17 protein-coding genes and 1 riboswitch are annotated in these 20,176 nt (G+C 57.0%); of the genes, 5 read left to right on the top strand and 12 right to left on the bottom strand.

The window, feature by feature from the left end; genetic code table 11:
* Positions 1–2: 2 nt before the first annotated feature.
* Positions 3–1,040, bottom strand: coding sequence for a cobalamin biosynthesis protein CobW (gene cobW, locus CPJ18_RS20225; protein ID WP_103659790.1), 1,038 nt, complete (start codon positions 1,038–1,040; stop codon positions 3–5).
* Positions 1,034–1,432, bottom strand: a complete 399-nt coding sequence (locus CPJ18_RS20220) for a DUF1636 family protein (RefSeq protein WP_103659789.1) — start codon at positions 1,430–1,432, stop codon at positions 1,034–1,036. Before CPJ18_RS20220 ends, cobW begins: the two co-directional genes overlap by 7 nt.
* Before the next feature lie 141 nt (positions 1,433–1,573).
* Positions 1,574–1,785, bottom strand: a riboswitch (cobalamin riboswitch).
* A gap of 105 nt (positions 1,786–1,890) precedes the next feature.
* On the opposite strand from CPJ18_RS20220, the gene cobO reads away from it, so the two are divergent.
* Complete coding sequence (gene cobO / locus CPJ18_RS20215; protein WP_103659788.1) at positions 1,891–2,508, top strand: cob(I)yrinic acid a,c-diamide adenosyltransferase; 618 nt, start codon at positions 1,891–1,893, stop codon at positions 2,506–2,508.
* Between the two features lie 3 nt (positions 2,509–2,511).
* Complete coding sequence (locus CPJ18_RS20210; RefSeq protein ID WP_103659787.1) at positions 2,512–3,969, top strand: cobyric acid synthase; 1,458 nt, start codon at positions 2,512–2,514, stop codon at positions 3,967–3,969.
* Here the strand turns inward: CPJ18_RS20210 and cbiB are convergent.
* Positions 3,956–4,921: an adenosylcobinamide-phosphate synthase CbiB gene (gene cbiB, locus CPJ18_RS20205; RefSeq protein ID WP_103659786.1), complete on the bottom strand. Its 966-nt coding sequence runs from the start codon at positions 4,919–4,921 to the stop codon at positions 3,956–3,958. The two genes, CPJ18_RS20210 and cbiB, sit on opposite strands and share 14 nt — an antisense overlap.
* On the opposite strand from cbiB, the gene cobD reads away from it, so the two are divergent.
* Positions 4,920–5,948: a threonine-phosphate decarboxylase CobD gene (cobD, locus tag CPJ18_RS20200; RefSeq protein WP_103659785.1), complete on the top strand. Its 1,029-nt coding sequence runs from the start codon at positions 4,920–4,922 to the stop codon at positions 5,946–5,948. The two genes, cbiB and cobD, sit on opposite strands and share 2 nt — an antisense overlap.
* A 146-nt stretch (positions 5,949–6,094) precedes the next feature.
* On the opposite strand, the gene CPJ18_RS20195 is transcribed toward cobD, so the two are convergent.
* The 7 genes from CPJ18_RS20195 to CPJ18_RS20165 all read right to left on the bottom strand — a co-directional run bounded on the left by CPJ18_RS20195 (position 6,095) and on the right by CPJ18_RS20165 (position 14,027).
* Positions 6,095–7,372 carry an L-fuconate dehydratase gene (locus CPJ18_RS20195; protein ID WP_103659784.1) on the bottom strand — a complete coding sequence of 426 codons (1,278 nt, stop codon included), beginning with the start codon at positions 7,370–7,372 and terminating at the stop codon, positions 6,095–6,097.
* A 49-nt stretch (positions 7,373–7,421) separates the two neighbouring features.
* The gene (locus tag CPJ18_RS20190) at positions 7,422–8,432 is read right to left on the bottom strand and encodes a zinc-binding alcohol dehydrogenase family protein (RefSeq protein ID WP_103659783.1); all 1,011 of its coding nucleotides are present in this window, start codon (positions 8,430–8,432) and stop codon (positions 7,422–7,424) included.
* 3 nt (positions 8,433–8,435) lie between these two features.
* On the bottom strand, positions 8,436–9,257 hold the full coding sequence (locus CPJ18_RS20185; protein WP_103659782.1) for an amidohydrolase family protein: 822 nt from the start codon (positions 9,255–9,257) through the stop codon (positions 8,436–8,438).
* Positions 9,258–9,259: 2 nt separating this feature from the next.
* A complete protein-coding gene (locus tag CPJ18_RS20180; RefSeq protein ID WP_103659781.1) occupies positions 9,260–10,273 on the bottom strand; it encodes an aldo/keto reductase in 1,014 nt (337 codons plus the stop codon).
* 143 nt (positions 10,274–10,416) lie between these two features.
* On the bottom strand, positions 10,417–11,358 hold the full coding sequence (locus tag CPJ18_RS20175) for an ABC transporter substrate-binding protein (protein WP_103659937.1): 942 nt from the start codon (positions 11,356–11,358) through the stop codon (positions 10,417–10,419).
* A gap of 82 nt (positions 11,359–11,440) precedes the next feature.
* Positions 11,441–12,463 carry an ABC transporter permease gene (locus tag CPJ18_RS20170; protein ID WP_077104939.1) on the bottom strand — a complete coding sequence of 341 codons (1,023 nt, stop codon included), beginning with the start codon at positions 12,461–12,463 and terminating at the stop codon, positions 11,441–11,443.
* Positions 12,453–14,027 carry a sugar ABC transporter ATP-binding protein gene (locus CPJ18_RS20165; protein ID WP_103659780.1) on the bottom strand — a complete coding sequence of 525 codons (1,575 nt, stop codon included), beginning with the start codon at positions 14,025–14,027 and terminating at the stop codon, positions 12,453–12,455. The genes CPJ18_RS20170 and CPJ18_RS20165 overlap by 11 nt, the downstream gene beginning before the upstream one ends.
* 255 nt (positions 14,028–14,282) lie before the next feature.
* On the opposite strand from CPJ18_RS20165, the gene CPJ18_RS20160 reads away from it, so the two are divergent.
* Both CPJ18_RS20160 and CPJ18_RS20155 read left to right on the top strand, forming a co-directional pair.
* Complete coding sequence (locus tag CPJ18_RS20160; RefSeq protein ID WP_103659779.1) at positions 14,283–14,975, top strand: FadR/GntR family transcriptional regulator; 693 nt, start codon at positions 14,283–14,285, stop codon at positions 14,973–14,975.
* Positions 14,976–15,017: 42 nt separating this feature from the next.
* Positions 15,018–16,550, top strand: a complete 1,533-nt coding sequence (locus CPJ18_RS20155; RefSeq protein WP_103659778.1) for a UxaA family hydrolase — start codon at positions 15,018–15,020, stop codon at positions 16,548–16,550.
* Positions 16,551–16,716: 166 nt separating this feature from the next.
* Here the strand turns inward: CPJ18_RS20155 and purH are convergent, their stop codons facing one another.
* The gene (gene purH, locus CPJ18_RS20150) at positions 16,717–18,333 is read right to left on the bottom strand and encodes a bifunctional phosphoribosylaminoimidazolecarboxamide formyltransferase/IMP cyclohydrolase (protein ID WP_103659777.1); all 1,617 of its coding nucleotides are present in this window, start codon (positions 18,331–18,333) and stop codon (positions 16,717–16,719) included.
* A 149-nt stretch (positions 18,334–18,482) separates the two neighbouring features.
* Positions 18,483–20,105 carry a heparinase II/III family protein gene (locus CPJ18_RS20145; RefSeq protein WP_103659776.1) on the bottom strand — a complete coding sequence of 541 codons (1,623 nt, stop codon included), beginning with the start codon at positions 20,103–20,105 and terminating at the stop codon, positions 18,483–18,485.
* Between the last annotated feature and the right edge of the window lie 71 nt (positions 20,106–20,176).

Below are 20,176 nucleotides of genomic sequence, written 5' to 3'. Positions count from 1 at the left end.
GATCAGGCCGCCAGCATCCGCTCGATTTTCTCGCGGTTGATACCTTTTTCGCCGATCACCACCAGGCGGCTGCGGCGGACTTCACCGGTGGCCCAGGGACGATCGAAGTAATGGTTGACGCGTGAACCGACGGCCTGAACCTGCAAGCGCATCGGCTTGGAAGAGACCTCGACAAAACCCTTGATACGCAGCACGTTTTCAGAGGCCGCCGTTTCGGAGATACGCACCGCCAACGCATCTGCGTCGGTTACCGCATCCAGTTCCACGACGAAGCTGTCGAACTCATCGTGATCGTGGTCTTCTTCCTCATCATGATGGGTGTGGCGATTATCGATATCCTCTTCCACCGCAAGCCCAAGCCCGATGAGGACGGCAGGATCGATGACGCCATTGGACGCCACGATGATTTTTGCCGCCTTTGGAAGATGTGCATTGATATGCGCCTTGGCGCGCTCGAGACCCTCTGCATCGAGCAGATCGCCCTTGGTCAGAACGATGAGATCTGCGCAGGCAATCTGATCTTCGAAAACCTCTTCGACCGGATCGTCGTGATCCAGCGCTTCGTCGTTCTGGCGCTGGGCGGCAAGAGCCTCGAGATCATGCGACACCATGCCTTCCGCAAGAGCTGCACCATCGGCAACAGCGACCACGGCGTCCACCGTCACGCGGCTTTTGATCGCTGGCCACTGGAAGGCCTGAACCAACGGCTTCGGCAAAGCCAATCCAGATGTCTCGATAAGGATATGCTCGACGCGTGGCTGACGGCTGAGGATCTGCTCGATAGCTGGTTGGAAATCATCGGCAACCGTGCAGCAAATGCAGCCATTGGCCAATTCTACGATATTTTCTTCCGGGCAGCTTTCGATGCCGCAGCCTTTGAGAACATCGCCATCAATGCCAACATCGCCAAATTCGTTGACGATAATAGCCAGCCGTTTTCCATCCAGTTTCTCCAACAGGCCACGCAGCAAGGTGGTTTTGCCAGCGCCAAGAAAGCCGGTGATGATGGTGCAGGGAACGCGATCGAGCGTGGTCATGATGTCTCCTCGGTAAAATGCAAAGGGGGAATGCGGGCAACCAAGCCACGCTTCAAACTGTTAGGCCGTCCGCGCCATGGCATCAGGCCATCCGGTGCCGTGGCCAGAAGACGCGCACCGACCATCAGGTCGGCGGCATCGTCTGCGGTCAGCGAACCAAACATATAAGACCAACCGTCGGCGCTGCGCATCGCCGCACTCAGGCCTCGCTTGCAATTGGCAAGGCAATTGACGCTACGCACCTCGACACCTTCAGTGCGACCAAGCGCGACTGCAGCCTGCGCAAGTGTGGCACCGGGACGGGGTTCTATATTGGGATCGGCTTCATCGCGACAGCTGCGGCACACGAAAACGACGACGCCACTGGACGTTTCGCGTTCGGGCTCCGCCGTCATGGCTGGGGATGTCGATGTTATATCCAAGATTAAGCTTTCCGCGCCTGCAAATTCTCTGGGGTGCGGATATCGAAAAACGCCACGCGCCGAGGCACGCTTCGCTGTTCGACAAGACCGACTGACCGGAGCACCCCGCCCGGCAGACGTTTTCCTGAAACGGCAGGTCTCCTGGCTCGCAGTGTGAAGAACGCCCTTGCGCCGCCTTCCCGGACAACATGTCCAGTGGCTTTTGGCGCGGGCTCACCGCTTACAGTTGCGGGGGCAGCCACGGATTGGTCCGCATAGCGAATTGAACCGTGTTCCCTCTTAGCTTTTCCCGTTGCCGGAAAAAGACCGTCAGTTCTTAATCCTTATGCCCTGCGGTGCTGGAGTGTCAATGCCGCTCCATGATTGCCGTGAGAACGGATTTGACTATAGTCGCCGCTTCGAAAAAACATGCGCCGGAAGGATAAGACGCCATGAACCGCGATATCAGCGACAGCGAGGCCGAACGCCATCGCGCCAAAATGGCCAATCGCAAAGCCGTTCAAGACGCGGAGGTCTCGGAAAAGACCATCGAAAAAGGTCTGCTGATGGTCAATACCGGCCCGGGCAAAGGCAAGTCCACCGCAGCCTTCGGACTTGCGCTGCGCATGCTGGGCACCAACAGACGCGTCGGCATCGTGCAGTTCATCAAGGGCGCATGGTCCACTGGCGAGCAGCAGGCGCTGGCCCTGTTTGGCGACCGTGTGGAGTGGCGCACCATGGGTGAAGGTTTCACGTGGGACACCCAGGATCTCAAACGCGATGTCGCAGCTGCCACGAAAGCGTGGCAAGAGGCAAAGACACTGATGGCCGATGAAACGATTGGCTTGGTGGTGCTCGATGAGCTCAATATCGCATTGCGTTACGATTACCTACCGCTGGATGAAGTGGTGGCAGCGTTGCAAAACCGCCGTCCGGAGCTGCATGTCATGGTCACTGGTCGTAACGCCAAGCCGGCGCTGATCGATGCCGCTGATATGGTGACGGAAATGACGCTGGTGAAGCATCACTTCAAAGCGGGCGTCAAAGCCCAGTCCGGCATCGAGTTTTAATTGATGACAGCGCGCGTTTTGATGTTTCAGGGTACCGGATCTGACGTCGGCAAGTCACTAATGGTGGCGGGGCTTGCCCGTGCGTTCACCCGCCGTGGCCTTTCCGTCATGCCGTTCAAGCCGCAAAACATGTCCAACAACGCCGCCGTTACCGCAGATGGTGGTGAAATCGGCAGGGCGCAGGCCTTGCAGGCGCGGGCGGCGGGTGTTGCCCTTTCCGTGCATATGAACCCGGTGCTGCTAAAGCCGCAAAGCGAGACCGGCGCGCAGGTGGTGGTGCAGGGCAAGGTCATCGGCAACGCCAAGGCGGCAGATTACCAGCACATGAAAGCGGGCCTGATGCCGTGTGTGCTGGAAAGTTTCGAGCATCTGAAAGCCAAAGCCGACCTGGTTCTGGTGGAGGGTGCGGGCAGCGCATCGGAAGTCAATCTTCGCGCCAACGACATTGCCAATATGGGCTTTGCCCGGGCCGCGGATGCGCCTGTCATCCTCATCGGCGATATCGATCGCGGTGGCGTCATCGCCAGCCTTGTGGGCACGAAAACAGTTCTGGATGCAGAAGATGCGGCGATGATCCAAGGCTTCATCGTCAATCGTTTCAGAGGTGATCCAAGCCTGTTCGATGACGGCATGCGCATCATCCAGGATAAAACCGGCTGGAGCCCGATTGGTCTTCTGCCCCATTTTGCCGACGCCAGCCGCTTGCCCGCCGAAGATGCACTGGGTTTGACCGCACCGGAACAGCGCAAACCGGGCGCGAAAATCCGCATCGCGGTTCCCATCCTGCCGCATATCTCCAACTTCGATGACCTCGACCCGCTGGAGGCTGAGCCCGATGTCGAACTGATTCGCGTGCGGCCGGGTGATGTCATTCCAGCAGATTGCGCATTGGTGCTTCTTTGCGGCTCGAAGTCAACAATCGCTGACCTGACCACGCTGAAAAGCTCAAGTTTCGATGTCGATATCAAAGCGCATCTGCGCCGAGGCGGCTATGTTCTCGGCCTTTGTGGTGGCTACCAGATGCTGGGCAACACCGTGGCTGATCCAGAGGGCATCGAAGGCGTAAATCTCACGGTAGACGGGTTAGGATTGTTGAATGTTGACACCGTCCTGACCGGCGATAAACGGCTCATCTCTGTCACCGGCCAGAGCTTCGACGGAATATCCTTCTCCGGCTATGAAATGCATGTTGGAATAACCGAGGGAGCGGATGTCATCCGCCCGTTCTCTACTATTGGCGACCAAAAAGACGGCGCGATTTCAACGGATGGTCGCGTCTTCGGCACCTATATGCACGGCCTGTTTGCTGATGATACTCAGCGCAGTGCCTGGCTGAAGCGGCTGGGCAGCGAAAGTTCGACGCTCAATTACGAACAGCAAGTGAATGCCGTTCTGGACAGGTTGGCTGACCATATGGAGCGCCATCTCAATCTGGATGCCTTATGGGCTATAGCGCGATGACAACGGCGAGTGCGCCGAAGAGACAAATCAACATGGCATCGGCGACACGGGTCAGTTTCAAGGCCTGACGAATATCGGCGGCGGTCAAATCCCGTCGCCCGCCTTCGCCCATGAACCGTGCCTCGATCATCTGCCCGCCGTAGGAGCGGGGACCGGCGAGCGCAAATCCAAGTGCTCCGGCAAGCGCTGCCTCCGGCCATCCGGCATTGGGCGAGCGATGATGCGGCGCATCGCGAAAAACGGCATTCATGCTCTCGCGCGGCGACGCACCTTTCACAAAAAAAGCAGACAGAACGAAAAGTAAGCCAGTAAGGCGCGAAGCGGGAAGGTTGACGAGATCATCCAGCCGCGCAGAGGCCCAGCCGAAGGCCTCATGGCGGGGTGAGCGATGGCCGATCATGCTGTCTGCCGTGTTGATCGCCTTGTATCCTGTGCCGCCGGCAAGCCCCAGAAGGCCGAGCCAGAGCGAGGGTGCAACGATGCCATCGGAAAAATTTTCTGCCAGACTTTCTATAGCCGCCCGGCACACGGCGGCTTCATCCAGCTTTTCCGGATCACGCCCCACGATCATCGACACCGCCTTGCGGCCACCTTCGACGCCATCACGCTCTAGAGCAAGGGCCACGGCCGCAACATGCTGCTCCAGGCTTTTCTGCGCAGGCAGAGATGCACCAAACACCGCCAAGATCAACAGACCAAGAGGAAGCCATAGAAGCGTTGATTGCAACACCCAAGCAATCAGCACCGCCGACCCCAGAAAAATGATCAGTGCGGCCACACCCATGCCCTTGCGACGCGAAAATGAATCACTCTCCCGGTTCCATTTTTTATCGAGGAGGGCGATAAGCGAACCGATCCATGTCACGGGATGGCCGATGCGCTTGAACAGCCAGTCGGGATAGCCGACAAGGCGTTCGATCAGCACGGACAGGAAAGCGAGAGCGAAGAACATGGGCGAGAGGGTACCAGAAAAAGCGCAACCGGCGATCCGCCATGGGGGCAACCTAGGATACGCGCGCCAGCTTTATCCACAGGCACCCGAACCCTGGATCGATCTTTCCACCGGGATCAATCCGCACTCCTACCCGCATTCGCCCATTCCCGCCAGCGCGTTTGCCCGACTGCCGGAACCAAGTGCAGTGGAAAAATTGAAAGATGTCGCATCAGCGGCGTTTGGTGCACCCTCCGCAGCGCACGTCGTAGCTGCTCCCGGCACCCAAATGCTGATGCCGTTGCTGGCGCAATTGGCCGTCCAGAAAGGCGGGCAAACGTGCGGCGTGCTGTCTCCCGCCTATGCCGAACACGCCCGCACCGCCCGCATAGCCGGGCTTTCTGTCACTGAAGTCTCTGATATCGAGGACCTCATTGCTTTCGATTACGTGGTTGTTATCAACCCAAACAATCCAGATGGGCGGGTGATAGAGCGTGCACCCTTGCTGGCACTGGCTGACGCCATGCGCAAAAAAGATGGATTGCTTGTGGTCGATGAAGCCTTCATCGAAACCGGATGCGCCGAAAGTATCGCTGACGGGGCGACCTCAAACAGCCTCGTCGTCTTGCGCTCCTTCGGCAAGTTTTACGGCATGGCAGGCGTCCGCCTCGGCTTCTCCATCGCCCACCCCGACATTGCCGCAGACCTCGAAGCACGACTGGGACCGTGGGCCGTGTCCGGCCCGGCTTTGCACATTGCGACGGAAGCGCTGGCGGACAAGCCTTGGCGGGAAGCCATGAGACTCCGGCTAAAGGATGAGTCGGCACGGCTGAACGAGATGCTGAGAAAAACCGGTTTGACCATCGCTGGGGGTACGTCGCTCTTCACCCTTGTTCGCGATGAGCGGGTGCCACGCCTGTTTGTCCACCTGATGCAACACGGCATTCTGACGCGCATCTTTGATGAAAGACCCGCTGATATGCGGTTTGGTCTTCCGGGAGAAGAGGCCGAGTGGGTAAGGCTCGAAGCAGCGCTTAGTAGCTTTTAGTTTGCCGTAAATTATTCCATTCGACGTCAAACGTGGTCAGATCCTCGGGCTTGACCCGAGGATCTGACCACGTTTGACGTCGGGGTTCGTTAGATCCTCGGGTCAAGCCCGAGGATGACGGTGAGGGGCGGCGAACTCGTCACGTCTTACCCCCTGAACAAATAAGCCTCAATCGATTCCGGCTTCATCTCAATCGAAAAACCCGCCATTTTTGGCGGCATGTAAGCCGCATCCTTGATGTCGCAGGGCTCGATGAAATGCTCGTGCAGATGGTCGACATATTCGATCACGCGGCCTTCCTTGGTGCCTGATACGACCAAATAATCGATCATCGACAGGTGCTGCACATATTCGCAGAGTCCGACGCCACCGGCATGCGGCCAGACGGGCAGGCCGTATTTCGCGGCGATCAGCAAGACGGCCAGCACTTCGTTGAGACCACCCATTCGGCAGCTGTCGATCTGCACGACGTCAATCGCACCTTCGGCGATGAACTGCTTGAACATGATACGGTTCTGGCACATTTCACCGGTCGCGACCTTGACCGAGCCAATCGCCTCGCGAATTTTCCGGTGGCCGGCAATATCGTCCGGGCTGGTCGGCTCTTCGATGAAGAAGGGATTGGCGAAAGCGAGCTTATTGACCCACTCGATGGCCTGATCGACTTCCCATACTTGGTTGGCATCGATCATCAGATAGCGGTCGGGGCCGATCACCTCGCGGGCGATGGTCAGGCGACGGATGTCGTCTTCGAGATCACGCCCAACCTTCATCTTAACGTGGTTGAAGCCGGCATCAATAGCTTCCTGGCACAGACGGCGCAGTTTCTCATCGCCGTACCCCAGCCAGCCAGCAGAGGTGGTATAGCAGGCGTAACCCTCTTTTTTCAGGATTTCGATACGCTCTGCCTTACCGGCTTCGGCTTTTTTCAAAATCGCCAGCGCATCGTCGCGCGTCAGTACGTCTGTCAGATAACGGTAATCAACGATATCGGCGATCTGCTCAGGGCTCATATCGGCCACCAGTTGCCAGACCGGCTTACCCGCCTGTTTTGCCAGCAAATCCCACACGGCATTGACGACGGCACCTGTGGCCAGATGCATGGCACCCTTGTCCGGTCCGATCCAGCGTAGCTGGCTATCACCCGTCAGATGCCGCCAATATTTGCCGGGATTTTCCACCACGGTGGAAAGATCAGTACCGACAACCAGATGCCGCATAGCTTCGATGGCCATGCAGCAAATCTCGTTGCCTCGGCCAATGGTGAAGGTCAGACCATGGCCTTTCAAGGCGGCATCATCGGTATCGAGAATGACATAGGCGGCGGAATAATCCGGATCGGGGTTCATCGCATCCGAGCCATCGAGGCTTTGCGAGGTGGGAAAGCGCAAATCGAAAACGCGCAGATCGGTAATCTTGGTCATGGCCTCACTCGCAGTCAGGGGTCACAGAATGTCTTTGTTGTTGCAGGTCTCAGACGACTTCCACCATGCCTTTGATGACACCGGCCTTTGGGTTGGTCAGGTCGGCAAAACGGGCGGGAACGTCGACCAGTGTCATGCGGTGGGTAATCAGCGCTTCGGGTACCTTGCCGGAACGTTGCGCCTCGAGCACCACTTCGAAATCCTCCAGCGTCGCGTTGCGGCTGCCCAGCAACGTGGTTTCACGCTTGTGAAATTCGGGATCATTGAAGCTGATATCGCTGGCGACGATCGATACCAGCACATAGGAACCGCCATGGCCGACGAAGGAAAAGCCACGCTCCATGGCTTTCGGATTGCCGGTGGCATCAAACACTGCGTCGAAGAAATCACCGCCGGTGATCTTGGATAGTTGATCCTTGTCACCCTCGCCAAGGATGACGACATTCGAGACGCCCAGTTGGTCTTTGCAGAACGCCAACCGGTCTTCGCGGCTGTCGATCATCGTCACCACACTGCCATTCAACACCGCGAAAACGGCAACGGCCATGCCGATGGGTCCGGCACCGACGATCAGCACATGCTGATCCGCCTTGACCGCACCACGACGGACCGCATGTGCGCCGATGGCTAGAAATTCCGTCATCGCCGCCTGATCGAGGCTGAGACCCTCGGCCTTCAATACGAATTGCTGCGGTACACTCAGATATTCCAACATGCCACCATCGCGGTGTACGCCCAGTACGCCGATGTTGCGGCAGCAATTGCTCTTACCTTTCAGGCAAGCGCTGCAATGGCCACAGGAAATGTAGGGAATGATGGTGACGATATCGCCAGCAGACAGCGCGCTTCCATCCGGTGCCTCTTCCACCGTACCGGACAATTCATGCCCCATGATGCGGGGGTAGGACAGGTAAGGCTGATTGCCGGTGAAGATATGCAAATCCGTGCCGCAGACACCGATCCGGCGGATACGCACGAGAACTTCACCCTCGCCGCGATGCGGCTTGGGCAGTTCCTTGGCCGATAGAAGCCCGGGCTTATCGCAAAAAATCGCCAGCATATGTCACCTGTCAGAAAGAGAATAAAAATGCACGGCATTGCCGCCAAACACCGCAACATGGTCGGCGGCAGGCACAATGTCACGGCTGAAATCCAGCCACGCCTGATAATCGCCAGCCAACCGCAACACAGGCCAGTCACTGCCAAACATCACCCGTCCAGTACCGAACAGCTCGACAATGGTTTCAGCATAGGGTCTCACTGCCTCAGGCTTTTGATCACCACGCTCGGTCAGCAGACCTGAAAGCTTGCAATGGACATGGGGAAGGGCCGCCAAGGCCGTCATATCCTTGCGCCAATTGCTGTAATGTCCACTGGCAATCAAAGGCTTTGCGCCGTGATCAATGACGATCGGGAGCCCGGTGTGGCGGGTCGCAAAGGCAAGCAAATGCGGCAAATGTTGAGGGAGGACCAGCGCATCGAAAACAAGGCCGTGATCGATCAAGGCTGCAACAGCCGGATCGAGGGCCGGATCTTCTATCCAGCTGACATTGGCGATGTCCTGCAACATCGGTCGCACACCCTTGAAAGCGGGATAGGCTGCGCGGCTGGCAATCTGTTCAGAGGCATCCGGTGCCTTCATATCGACCCAGCCGACCACGCCTTTGATGAAAGAATGCTTGTCGGCCAGTGCCAACATAAAATCCGTATCAGCAGCCGTTTCCATCGTCTGGACCAGCACCGTACCGGTTACGCCCGCCTGCTGCATCAATGGCAACAGATCGTCAGGAAGAAAATCCCTGTAGATGGCCTCCAGGGATGGCGGCGGCCATTGGCCGCCGCGGTCCTTCAAAAGCCAGAAATGCTGGTGGGCGTCGATCAGCATGGTCAGACCCTGCCTCCCGGCACCGGCGCACCCTCCGCAATCAGCTCCCGCCTTTGAAGCTCACTCCAGAATTCCGGCGGAATATCCTGCTCGAACCATTCGATGTTGGAAGACAGTTGTTGCGCGTTGCGTGCGCCCGACACCACCGTGACCGCAGCGGCATGCGCCAGCGGAAATTGCAGCGCAGCCGCCTGCAAGGAAACGCCGAGTTCTTCGCAGACCTCATGGAGGGCATCGACTTTGGCCAGAATATCGGCTGGCGCGTCCTCGTAATTGAATTTGCGATTGCCCGCCAGAATACCGGAATTGAACGCGCCCGCGACGACAATGGCGACGCCGCGTGTGGCACATGTATTGAGGAAATCGAGGCTGCTCTGTTCCAGCAACGTATAGCGCCCGGCCAGCATCGCAACGTCGATGTCGAAGACCTCCATTGCGCTACGGACAACTTCCCATTCGTTGACGCCAAGGCCAACGGCACCCGTAGAGCCTTCGTCGCGCAGTTTGCCGAGTGCCTTGAAACCACCGCCCGTTGTCAGCTGGTCCCAGTAGTGCTGATGCTTGTCGCCATGGGTGAAAGGACCGATATCGTGAATATAAAGGATATCCGGCTTCAGAATGCCAAGCCGCTGCTGGCTGGCCTCGAAGGAGCGCAGGATACCATCATGGGAATAATCATAGACCGGACGGAAGGGCAGGGGCGCGATATAGGCATCCTCTTCCGGGCCCACCGTTTCATCTGGCACCATTACACGCCCGACCTTGGTACTCAGCGTATAATCGCCGCGCTCATGCTCCGTCACCATCGTACCCAGGCGGCGCTCAGAGCGGGTGTAACCGTAAAAGGGTGCAGTATCGAAATAACGCATGCCGTGCTGCCAGGCCGTGTCGAAAGCGCCCTTCGATTCCGCATAGGGCGTGACCCGGTAAAGATTACCCATCTGGGCACAGCCAAGGCCCATCACGGTCACATCCACATCACGGCGAGGGATTTTACGTTTTTCGGATACTTTCATCGTAGCACTTTCGAAAGCTAATTCTTGGTAGTTTATATTTTTGGCACGTCATCCTCGGGCCTGTCCCGAGGATCCATTCACGTCGCAAAAACCGAAACGTTGGCAGATGCTCGGGACAAGCCCGAGCATGACGTCAAGTAGACTTAATAAAGAACGTTCTTGGCTTCCGGCTTGTCGATGTTGTCCTTTGTTACCACCACGACGCCGGTATCAACGAACTTCTCGACCTTTTCCTTGGCGATAAGCTTGGAGACGGTCTGAACACCCAGTTCACCCATCTGGTACGAACCCTGCACCACGATACCCGCTAGCGTGCCATCCTTGACAAAGCCCTGAAGGTCCTGATTGCCGTCAAAGCCAATGGCGACAACCTTGCCCGCCTTACCGGATTGCGCAAGCGCACGACCAACGCCAATGGCAGTCGGTTCATTGGCACCGAAAATGCCTTTGAGATCGGAATTGGCAGCCAGAACGTCCGTTGTCTGATTTAGCGCCGTCGCCATCTGAGACTGCGAATAATAAGGGCCGACAATCTGAAGCTTGGAGTTGGCCTTGATGTAATCGGTGAAACCGCCAACGCGGCCGATTTCAGAACCGGCACCGGCGACATAGGACATGACCGCAATCTTGCCTTCCTTGCCAACCTTGTCGATCAGTGCCTGCGCAGCCAGCTCACCAGCTTTTTTGTTATCGGTCGCGAGGAAGGACTGGTAATATTGCTCCGCACCCTTGGCGAGCTGCGAGTCTACGATGACAACGGGGATGCGAGCTTCCCAGGCCTTTTTCACGGCAGGAACCAGCGCATCCGGATCGGAAGGGGCGAGAACAATGCCAGCGACCTTACGGTTGACGGCATTTTCCACCATGTTGACCTGATCGGCGATGGCTGATTCCGAGGCCGGACCCTGGAAGGTCATGGTGTTGCCCTTGGAGTCCTTGATCGCGGCATCCGCACCCTTCTGGACGTTCTGCCAGAAAGTGGAGTTCACGGTCTTGACGATGACGGCGATTTCACCGGCCTCAACGGTGGAAACGCTCCACAGCGCAATCACCGATGTCAAAAGGGCAGTCGTAAGCTTTTTCATGTTTTCCTCCATTGTGCCGGCACAGCGATATCTCCTCATCGCCGTGCCGGTTTCCCGCGGAAAAGGTCCGCACCCCTATAGATCATCGGCGGTTGCGCAGCTGGTCGATCCAGACCGTACCGAGAATAACCAGACCGATGATAATCTGCTGTGTGAAGGCTGAAACGCCGTTCATGTTGAGGCCATTGCGCAAAATGCCTATGACGAAGGCACCGATAGCCGTGCCAGAAATCGTGCCGACACCACCAATCAGCGATGTGCCACCAATGACGGCACTGGCGATGGCATCCAGCTCATACATCACGCCCTCGTTCGGCTGCGCTGTGACAAGGCGAGACATCAGCACACAGCCGGTCAAACCCGCCAGCGTGCCAGACAACACGTAGGTAAAGTTGGTGACGCGGGCGACGTTGACGCCGGACAGCCGAGCGGCTTCCGCATTCGAGCCTACCGCATAGATGTGCCGTCCCAGCACCGAGCGGTTCAGCATGAAGGAAACGGCAATCGCGATCACGATCATCAAAATGACCGGGTAGGGAATGCCGGGAAATACCACATTCGGAAATCCGTCATCGCCGATGTTGACGATGCGGAACAAAGCGCCGTTGCCCAGCACACCAAAGGACTCGCCAAGGCCGGAAACGGCCCGCGCACCGGTGATTTGCAGAGCGACACCGCGGGCAATCAGCATCATGCCGAGTGTTGCGATAAACGGCGGCAGCTTGAAGCGCGTGACCAGCAAGCCATTGATAAGGCCGCAGAGAGAACCCGTCAGAATGCCGAAGAACATGCCAACCGGCACCGGCATGCCCAACTCTTTTACCGCGAGAGCTGCGACCACACCTGCCAGCGCCAGCACCGAGCCCACCGAAAGATCAATGCCGCCAGTGATGATAACGCAGGTCGCGCCAATGCCAAGCAGGGCAATCGACGTCACCTGCAAGGCAATCGTCATGGCGTTGTTGACGGTGAAGAACGCATTGCTGGTGGCTGAAAACACGATCGTCAGAAGCACCAGACTGCCGAGCGCGGCGAACTTCTGGATGATGTCCTTCTGCCGGTCGCTGAAGGAAAAACGCTTGGGTGTTTCTGGACTAACCGACATGTCTATCTCCGCTGCTATAGCCGGAGGCATAGCGCATGATTTCTTCCTGATTGGTCTTGGCCGTTTCCAGAATTCCGGTAATTCTGCCTTCGTGGAACACCGCAATCCTGTCCGTCAGCCCCAGCACTTCCGGCAGTTCGGAGCTGATGAGAATGACGCCGATGCCCTTGGCAGCCAGCTCATCCATGATTTGGTAGATCGCGAACTTCGCACCGACATCGATGCCGCGCGTCGGCTCATCGAAGAACAGGACGCGAGACTGGCGAAACAGCCATTTGCCGATAATGATCTTCTGCTGGTTGCCGCCGGACAAAAGCCGCACTGTCTGCTTGATGGAGGGTGTGCGGATGTTCAAAAGATCGACGTAACGCTTGGCAACCTCGTCATGTTTCTTAAAATCAATCAATCCGAAACGGCTGGAGACGGCCTCCATATTGGCCAGCGACGTATTCGCGGCGACCGACATCTTGATGGCGAGGCCATCGGTTTTCCGGTCTTCGGAGAGATAGGCGATGCCGTTTTCAATCGCATCCTGTGGCGACTTGATGGACAAGGTACGTCCCTCGAAGGTGACCGTTCCCGCGTCAAAGGCATCGGCTCCGAAAATGGCCCGCGCCACTTCTGTACGACCGGCACCCATCAAACCTGCAAACCCTAAGATTTCACCGCGACGCAGTTCGAAGCTGACATCGTGAAACACGCCGGTGCGCGTCAGACCTTCAACCGCGAAAATCACCTCATCGGTCGGCTTGGATGTTCGCTCTGGAAACTTCTCCTCCAGCGACCGGCCCACCATACGTGTGACGATATCGTCAACCGTAACAGCGTCGAAATCATCGGTCGAGATATGACGCCCATCACGCAAAACCGTCACGCGATCAACGATCTCTGCCATCTCGTCCAGACGGTGCGAGATATAGACGATGCCGACGCCTGATGCCTTGAGATCACGGATGACCTTGAACAAGAGCCGCGTTTCCTGCTCCGTCAACGACGACGTCGGCTCGTCCATGATCAGAACTTCCGCATCGAGAGACAATGCCTTGGCAATCTCAACCATCTGACATTGCGCAACAGAGAGACCGCGCACCAGTTGGTCAGGGTTGAGATCGACACCGAGCCGGTCGAGACAGCGCTTGGCGTCAGCGCGTAGTTTCTTGCGGTCAACCAGAAATGCCTTTTTCGGCTCGCGCGCCAGATAGATGTTTTCGGCGATGCTCAAATGCGGAACGAGGTTCAGTTCCTGGTGGATGATGGCAATGCCAGCCGCTTCCGATTCCAGCGGCGAGGCGTACTGAACCTTTTCGCCCTTGTGCAAAATGGTGCCGCTGGTGGGTTGGTACACACCACTGACGATCTTCATCAGCGTTGATTTTCCAGCGCCGTTCTCACCGCAAACGGCATGCACCTCACCAGAACGCAGATCGAAATGCACGTCGCTCAGCGCTTTGACGCCCGGGAATTCCTTGCTGATATTGTCCAGGCGAAGCACAACGCGACCATGCTCACGCACAGCGTTGTCGCCAACAATTTCGTCCTGAGCAGTCGATGCGCGATGCGACATCCAAATCCTCCCGATAGCGCCCTAACTCCACCCAAGACGCTGCGAATAGGCGGAATGGTTAGGCCGCATTTTTACCTTGGTCAAGCCAATTTTGGAATGCGGGGGAGATGAGCGTCGTTTGAAATTGATAAATTAAAAGAAATATCTAAAATTATTTATTAATTTCAATACTATAAACATTATCTTGCGTCTGTTTGATGTTGAGGGTACGGTAAGGCCAAATCTTAAGGTGTGCGCTGGTCGCGCGGAACTCATATGAATGGTCAGGCCAAAATTATGGAGCCGCGCAGGCTTTATCAGCAGATTGCGGATCAAATCCGCGAATTGATTGAGAGCGGTGAGTTTCAGACGGGTTCAAGGCTTCCGCCGGAGCGTGAGCTGGCGCAACGGCTTGGCGTCTCTCGACCGTCCCTTCGTGAAGGGCTGATCGCGCTGGAAATCGATGGAAGCGTCGAAATCCGCATGGGCTCCGGCGTTTATGTCCTACCCGAACCAGTGCAGCCAAACACGCAAACAAAATCGCTGGGCGAAAGCCCGACGGAATTGATGCAGGCGCGGGCAGCGCTTGAGGGCACAACCATCGTGCTTGCCGCCAGTCGTATCGATCGGGACGCGCTTGAAACATTGCGGTCGACTCTGGATGCGATGCGCAATGAAATAGAGGCTGGACGCAAGCCACTGGATCAGGACAGGCAGTTCCATGTGATCATTGCCGAGCAATCCGGCAACAGCGTCCTTGCACGTCTTATCGCGGATTTGTTCGATGAGCGTCACAGCCCGATGTCGGCACAGTTTCGGGTCAAGTTCGAAGACAAGGATACCTGGACATTCGCGTTGCAGGAACATGAGGCAATTCTTGCTGCCCTGGAGGCGAAAGATCCATTGTTGGCTCAATCGACCATGCACAGCCATCTGGACAGCTCCAGACGACGATGGGTCGAGAACTAGAGACGCCCGCTTGAAAGAGCACATTCGCGAGGAGGAGACCGCGTGACAGACAATTCGGAAGCAACCATTCTGCTCAACACCCGTGATAATGTCGCGGTAGCACGCCGTTCGATACAGCCGGGTGGAGCGACCGGTCGTGGTGACCTTATGACAGCGGAACTGATCGGGCGAGGGCACAAGGTTGCCTTGACCAGCATTAAAACCGGCGAGGAAGTGCTGAAATACGGTCAGGTCATCGGCATGGCAACGCAGGATATCGAGCCTGGCCGTCTCGTGCACCTGCATAATCTCGCCATGGTGCCTTCGGAACATGCGCACCAGTTCAGTGTCGATATCGAAGAAAAAGGAATGCTACCGCTCGATCAGCGCCGCACTTTCATGGGCTTCGACCGAGGAACGGGTGGGGTTGGGACACGAAACTATATCGGCGTCATTGCCTCGGTAAACTGTTCCGCCACCGTATCGCGCTACATAGCCGACTATTTCAACCGCGACGGTGGACTTGATGGTTTCGACAATATCGATGGCGTCGTGGCTTTAACCCATAGCACCGGCTGCGCGATAAACACCAAGTCGGAAGGTTACCGGCTGCTGATCCGCACCATTCAAGGGTACGCCCGCCATCCCAATTTCGGCGGCATTTTGCTGATCGGGCTTGGCTGCGAAACCAACCAGATTGCGCCAATTCTCGAACATTACAAAATGGAGGAGGGCGAGCGCCTTCGCACCATGACCATCCAGCAGCATGGGGGCACGCGCAAAACAATCGAAGCGGCCATCGCCCAGATCAAAGACATGCTGCCAGGCGTGAATGCTGCGAGACGAACCGAACAACCGCTGTCGGCGCTCAAGGTCGCTTTGGAGTGTGGTGGGTCTGACGGTTATTCGGGCATCTCCGCCAATCCAGCACTCGGCTACGCTTCTGACCTCATCGTACAAAATGGCGGCACCACGGTTCTGGCTGAAACCCCTGAAATCTATGGGGCTGAGCATCTGCTGACCCGCCGCGCCGTGACCCCTGCGGTAGCGGAAAAGCTCTTACAACGCATCGACTGGTGGCGGGATTACACGGCCCGCAACGGCGACGAGTTGAACAACAACCCCTCCCATGGCAATAAGCTGGGCGGCTTGACCACCATTCTCGAAAAATCGCTGGGTGCCGTGGCTAAGGGTGGTTCGATGCCCCTAAAGGCCGTCTATGAATTTGCCGAAACGGTCACCGAACCCGGTTTCGTCTTCATGGATACGCCCGGCTACGATCCCGTCGCAGTCACGGGTCAGGTGGCGGGTGGCTGTAATGTCATCTGCTTCACCACAGGTCGAGGCTCTGTCTCGGGCTTCAAACCATCCCCTTGCATCAAGATCGCCACCAACTCCGAAATGTATGAGCACATGAAGGAAGATATGGATATCAACTGCGGCGAGATCGTCACTGGGCAGGAAACTATTCAGGAATCCGGCAAACGAATTTTTGAGCACATCATCGCTGTTGCTTCAGGTGACAAGACCGTCAGCGAAATCTACGATTATGGGGACAACGAGTTCGTGCCGTGGCAAGTGGGTTCTGTGACGTAAGGGCCTGTCCCACGTGAAACATTGAGGAAGAATACGAGGAGGGGCATAGCCAAACCTCGTCATTCCGCACTGCACAGCATCCAATAAAAATGGACAGTCATGATCCTCGGGACGAGCCGAGGATCATCAATGTTGTGTGAAGTAATCCGGGCGAGTGCCGGCCCACTCAGTGCTTGAAGTGGCGCATGCCCGTAAACACCATCGCCACTCCATGCGCGTTCGCTGCATCGATGACATCCTGATCCCGCATCGAGCCACCCGGCTGAATAACAGCGGTCGCGCCAGCCGCGATCGCTGCCAGCAAACCATCCGCAAAGGGATAAAACGCCTCGGATGCCACGGCTGAACCCTTGGTGAGTGGCTCCGCGAGCCCCATGGCCTTGGCGGCATCTTCGGCCTTTTGCGCGGCTATACGGGCTGAATCGATACGGCTCATCTGACCCGCACCGATACCGGCAGTCTGTCCGTCCTTGGCATAGATCACCGCATTGGACTTCACGTGCTTGGCGATCTTGAAGGCGAACTTCATATCCTCAAGCTCTTGCGGCGTTGGCGCACGATTGGTGACGACCTTGAGGTCGAGGTCTTCGACTATGCCATTGTCACGGCTTTGCACCAGAAGACCACCGGATACGGTTTTCGCTGTGAGACCCGGAGCGCGCGCATCCGGCAGGCCACCGGCGGAAAGAAGGCGCAGGTTCGGCTTACGTGCAACGATCAGCTTTGCTTCTTCGGTAACGTCAGGCGCAATAATGACTTCGGTGAAGAGCTGGATGATTTCTTCGGCCGTCTCAGCGTCGAGCGTCCGGTTCAACGCAATCACGCCGCCAAACGCCGACACAGGATCGCAGGCGAGGGCACGCTTATAGGCATCCAGCAATGTCGCACCAGTGGCCACACCACATGGATTTGCGTGCTTGATGATCGCAACGGCTGGCGCGTTTTCCGGCAGGAATTCGGCAACCAGCTCATAGGCTGCGTCCGTGTCGTTGATATTGTTGTAGGAAAGCTGCTTGCCCTGCAAAAGCGTAGCCGTGGCAACACCTGGGCGCTTGTCTCCCGTCAGATAGAAACCGGCACTCTGGTGCGGGTTTTCGCCATAGCGCATCTTCTCCTTCAGAACGCCACCGATCGAGCGGTAATGCGGCGTCTCTATGGATAGCGCTTCGGCAAACCAGTTGGAAATCCCGGCGTCATAGGCGGCGGTCCGGGCGTAGGCTTTTGCAGCAAAACGCTGACGCAATGCATAGCTCGTCTGGCCGTCATCGGCTTGCAGCGCCTCCAGCAGCTCCGGGTAATCGCTGGGATCGGTTAGGACCGTGACATAGGCATGGTTTTTGGCAGAAGCGCGGATCATCGCCGGGCCACCAATATCAATGTTTTCCACTGTTGTTGGATAATCACCGCCCTTGGCGCGGACCTCCTCGAAAGGATAGAGATTGATCACGGAAAGATCGATCGCTTCGATGCCGTGCGCGCGCATCGCCTCCACATGCTCCGCATCGTCACGGATCGCCAGCAGACCGCCATGGACATTGGGATGCAACGTCTTGACGCGACCATCCATGATCTCCGGAAACTGGGTGATATCGGAGACATCAGTCACTGGAAGACCCGCATCGGCAATGGCCTTGGACGTGCCTCCCGTCGACAAAAGCTTCACACCGAGCTTGGCCAGCGCGCCTGCCAGTTCAACGATATCCGTCTTGTCCGAGACTGAGAGCAGCGCAGTGCGGATTTTGACCTTGTCAGGAGCGGGAATTTTCTTGGAAACGACAGCCATGCGGGAACACTCCGTGATGCGGAAAGGACAGGCCGGAGAGCGACCCATCCGGCGGTTGCCGCCGCGTTAGCACAGCTTGGCGCAATAATAAACCTGCACCGGCGTGTTGGCCCACAAATCAAACCAGATATGAGGCGGAACGCAAAAGGCTACGGCTTCTTTTCGATCAGCCAGCGAACTTCCGGTGTATCCAAAGGGCTAAAGGGAATCTCGATCTGCTGCGATGGCCGTATCCCAGAGGCATCGGCCATAAAAACGTCCTCGGCGATCGTGACAATTTGACCCGGCGCTGAAAACACCCAGCCCGTGCCATCAGCCGCACTCATCAAGACGGTTTCCTGATCCACTTGTACGAGATTGATGGACGGATGAATGTGGAAACGGGAAACGGCGCTAACCGGCAGGGTGGTTCGTTTTTTGCCGTCCTGAGACAAGATGACGGCGTCGCGGCCTTTTATCTTGGTGCCAGCAACATTCAGCTCCAACTCCCGCTCATGACGATATCCGAGTGTCCTGAGATAACCGTCATGTGAGGCCGTCAGCACATCGCTACCCTTCTGGTCGGTCTGTCGCTCGACAGTCACGTCGGTAATACCCGGCATCATGACGGGCCCGAGAAGACGTGAGCGGGAAAGACGCGAAGACGAGGTATCGTTGAGGGTGACCGTGGAATGCGCGGCCGTAGACCGACTAGCGCGTCTGAAATCCTTGGCCGCCTGGGGTGGAAAACCGGAATTGACGATGAACCGGTTGCGAACAGAAGAAAGCTCAAATGAGAGGCAGCCGCAATGGGCACCTTTCGAAAGCTCAAGTGTCTGCGGAAGCCCGGTATCAACGATAACAACTGTGCTGCCGGCCGAAAGCCGCTGATAACCGACATCAGGCAGCGCTCGGGAGGGTCTTCCAGATGTTTCATCGTAGCGCAGTACGGAGGCCAGTTCATTGGCGAGCGTCACCGTTGCCCCGTTGAAAAGCGCAAGATCACCATCTTGATGGCGAAAGAAACGAATGGCTGGAAACATACGGTCGATTGCAGGCACGAGCCCAGGTGGGACATCATGGCCGAGATTGATATAGCTCTGGCGCAGAGGCAAGAGATCCAGCAGCAGATCCAGCATGACGCGCGGGTTGCGCGACACATGGCCACCATCCGGCAGAACCTGTCGTTCCAGCTCACGATCGAGTTTCACGCCGAAACGCGCGATTTTTACCGCCCTGTGCGGTAGGGAAATCGACGCGACAGCCAAAGCGATACGGATTTTCAGGCGAATTTCGCCATCCGGTGCATATTTTGCAATGAGGCTGAGATAGCGAACGTGGTAGCCGAGGCATTTCAGGAAACGGCGATAAAACACCGCATCGGCGTTTTGCAGCACGACAGGAGAATGCGACAACCAGGCAATCAGTCTTTGCGCTGCAATCTCTGGAGCCCAGGCGACACCTTTGATCCTGCGGCCGTGATGGGCGATCCAGTCCGAGACCAAAAATCGCGCGCGGGCGCAGGCCTCATCCGATTTGCTGGCACGAACATGTCGCAACCAGCCAAACGCATGGAGTTTTTCCTCAAAGGCTGCAGAGGGCATCTCCAGCGAAAACGGCGATGCTCCGCCCGTTTCCAAGATACGACCGGTGAGCGCTATGCGCCCATATACCAGTTCCTGAGCAACGTAAGGATCAACCGCACGTAAATCCGTAGGTGCTGCAACAAGCCCGCTGGGTGCACGATCGGCAAGCTTCAAAAACCGCAGGCGTGATGGCGCGAGGCCGATCATGATGCGATTCCGGAGTGTGCGTATAAAAAGCCCCGCAACACTCAAGCTGCTGTTCAGGGATATTGCCAAAC

Source organism: Agrobacterium rosae (assembly GCF_002915175.1).
Classification (GTDB): Bacteria; Pseudomonadota; Alphaproteobacteria; order Rhizobiales; family Rhizobiaceae; genus Agrobacterium; species Agrobacterium rosae.
Note: the sequence above shows the minus strand (reverse complement) of the source record. Positions and strands in the feature narration are given on the sequence as shown.

What these genes read in the sequence shown, in the direction of transcription:
- cbiB (WP_103659786.1), bottom strand. Translation starts at nt 4,921, where the DNA reads ATGTTCTTCGCTCTCGCTTTCCTGTCCGTGCTGATCGAACGCCTTGTC.
- CPJ18_RS20170 (WP_077104939.1), bottom strand. Translation starts at nt 12,463, where the DNA reads ATGTCGGTTAGTCCAGAAACACCCAAGCGTTTTTCCTTCAGCGACCGG.
- CPJ18_RS20175 (WP_103659937.1), bottom strand. Translation starts at nt 11,358, where the DNA reads ATGAAAAAGCTTACGACTGCCCTTTTGACATCGGTGATTGCGCTGTGG.
- CPJ18_RS20180 (WP_103659781.1), bottom strand. Translation starts at nt 10,273, where the DNA reads ATGAAAGTATCCGAAAAACGTAAAATCCCTCGCCGTGATGTGGATGTG.
- CPJ18_RS20210 (WP_103659787.1), top strand. Translation starts at nt 2,512, where the DNA reads ATGACAGCGCGCGTTTTGATGTTTCAGGGTACCGGATCTGACGTCGGC.
- purH (WP_103659777.1), bottom strand. Translation starts at nt 18,333, where the DNA reads ATGGCTGTCGTTTCCAAGAAAATTCCCGCTCCTGACAAGGTCAAAATC.
- CPJ18_RS20160 (WP_103659779.1), top strand. Translation starts at nt 14,283, where the DNA reads ATGAATGGTCAGGCCAAAATTATGGAGCCGCGCAGGCTTTATCAGCAG.
- cobO (WP_103659788.1), top strand. Translation starts at nt 1,891, where the DNA reads ATGAACCGCGATATCAGCGACAGCGAGGCCGAACGCCATCGCGCCAAA.
- CPJ18_RS20165 (WP_103659780.1), bottom strand. Translation starts at nt 14,027, where the DNA reads ATGTCGCATCGCGCATCGACTGCTCAGGACGAAATTGTTGGCGACAAC.
- CPJ18_RS20190 (WP_103659783.1), bottom strand. Translation starts at nt 8,432, where the DNA reads ATGCTGGCGATTTTTTGCGATAAGCCCGGGCTTCTATCGGCCAAGGAA.
- CPJ18_RS20195 (WP_103659784.1), bottom strand. Translation starts at nt 7,372, where the DNA reads ATGACCAAGATTACCGATCTGCGCGTTTTCGATTTGCGCTTTCCCACC.
- CPJ18_RS20220 (WP_103659789.1), bottom strand. Translation starts at nt 1,432, where the DNA reads ATGACGGCGGAGCCCGAACGCGAAACGTCCAGTGGCGTCGTCGTTTTC.
- cobD (WP_103659785.1), top strand. Translation starts at nt 4,920, where the DNA reads ATGGGCGAGAGGGTACCAGAAAAAGCGCAACCGGCGATCCGCCATGGG.
- CPJ18_RS20145 (WP_103659776.1), bottom strand. Translation starts at nt 20,105, where the DNA reads ATGATCGGCCTCGCGCCATCACGCCTGCGGTTTTTGAAGCTTGCCGAT.
- CPJ18_RS20185 (WP_103659782.1), bottom strand. Translation starts at nt 9,257, where the DNA reads ATGCTGATCGACGCCCACCAGCATTTCTGGCTTTTGAAGGACCGCGGC.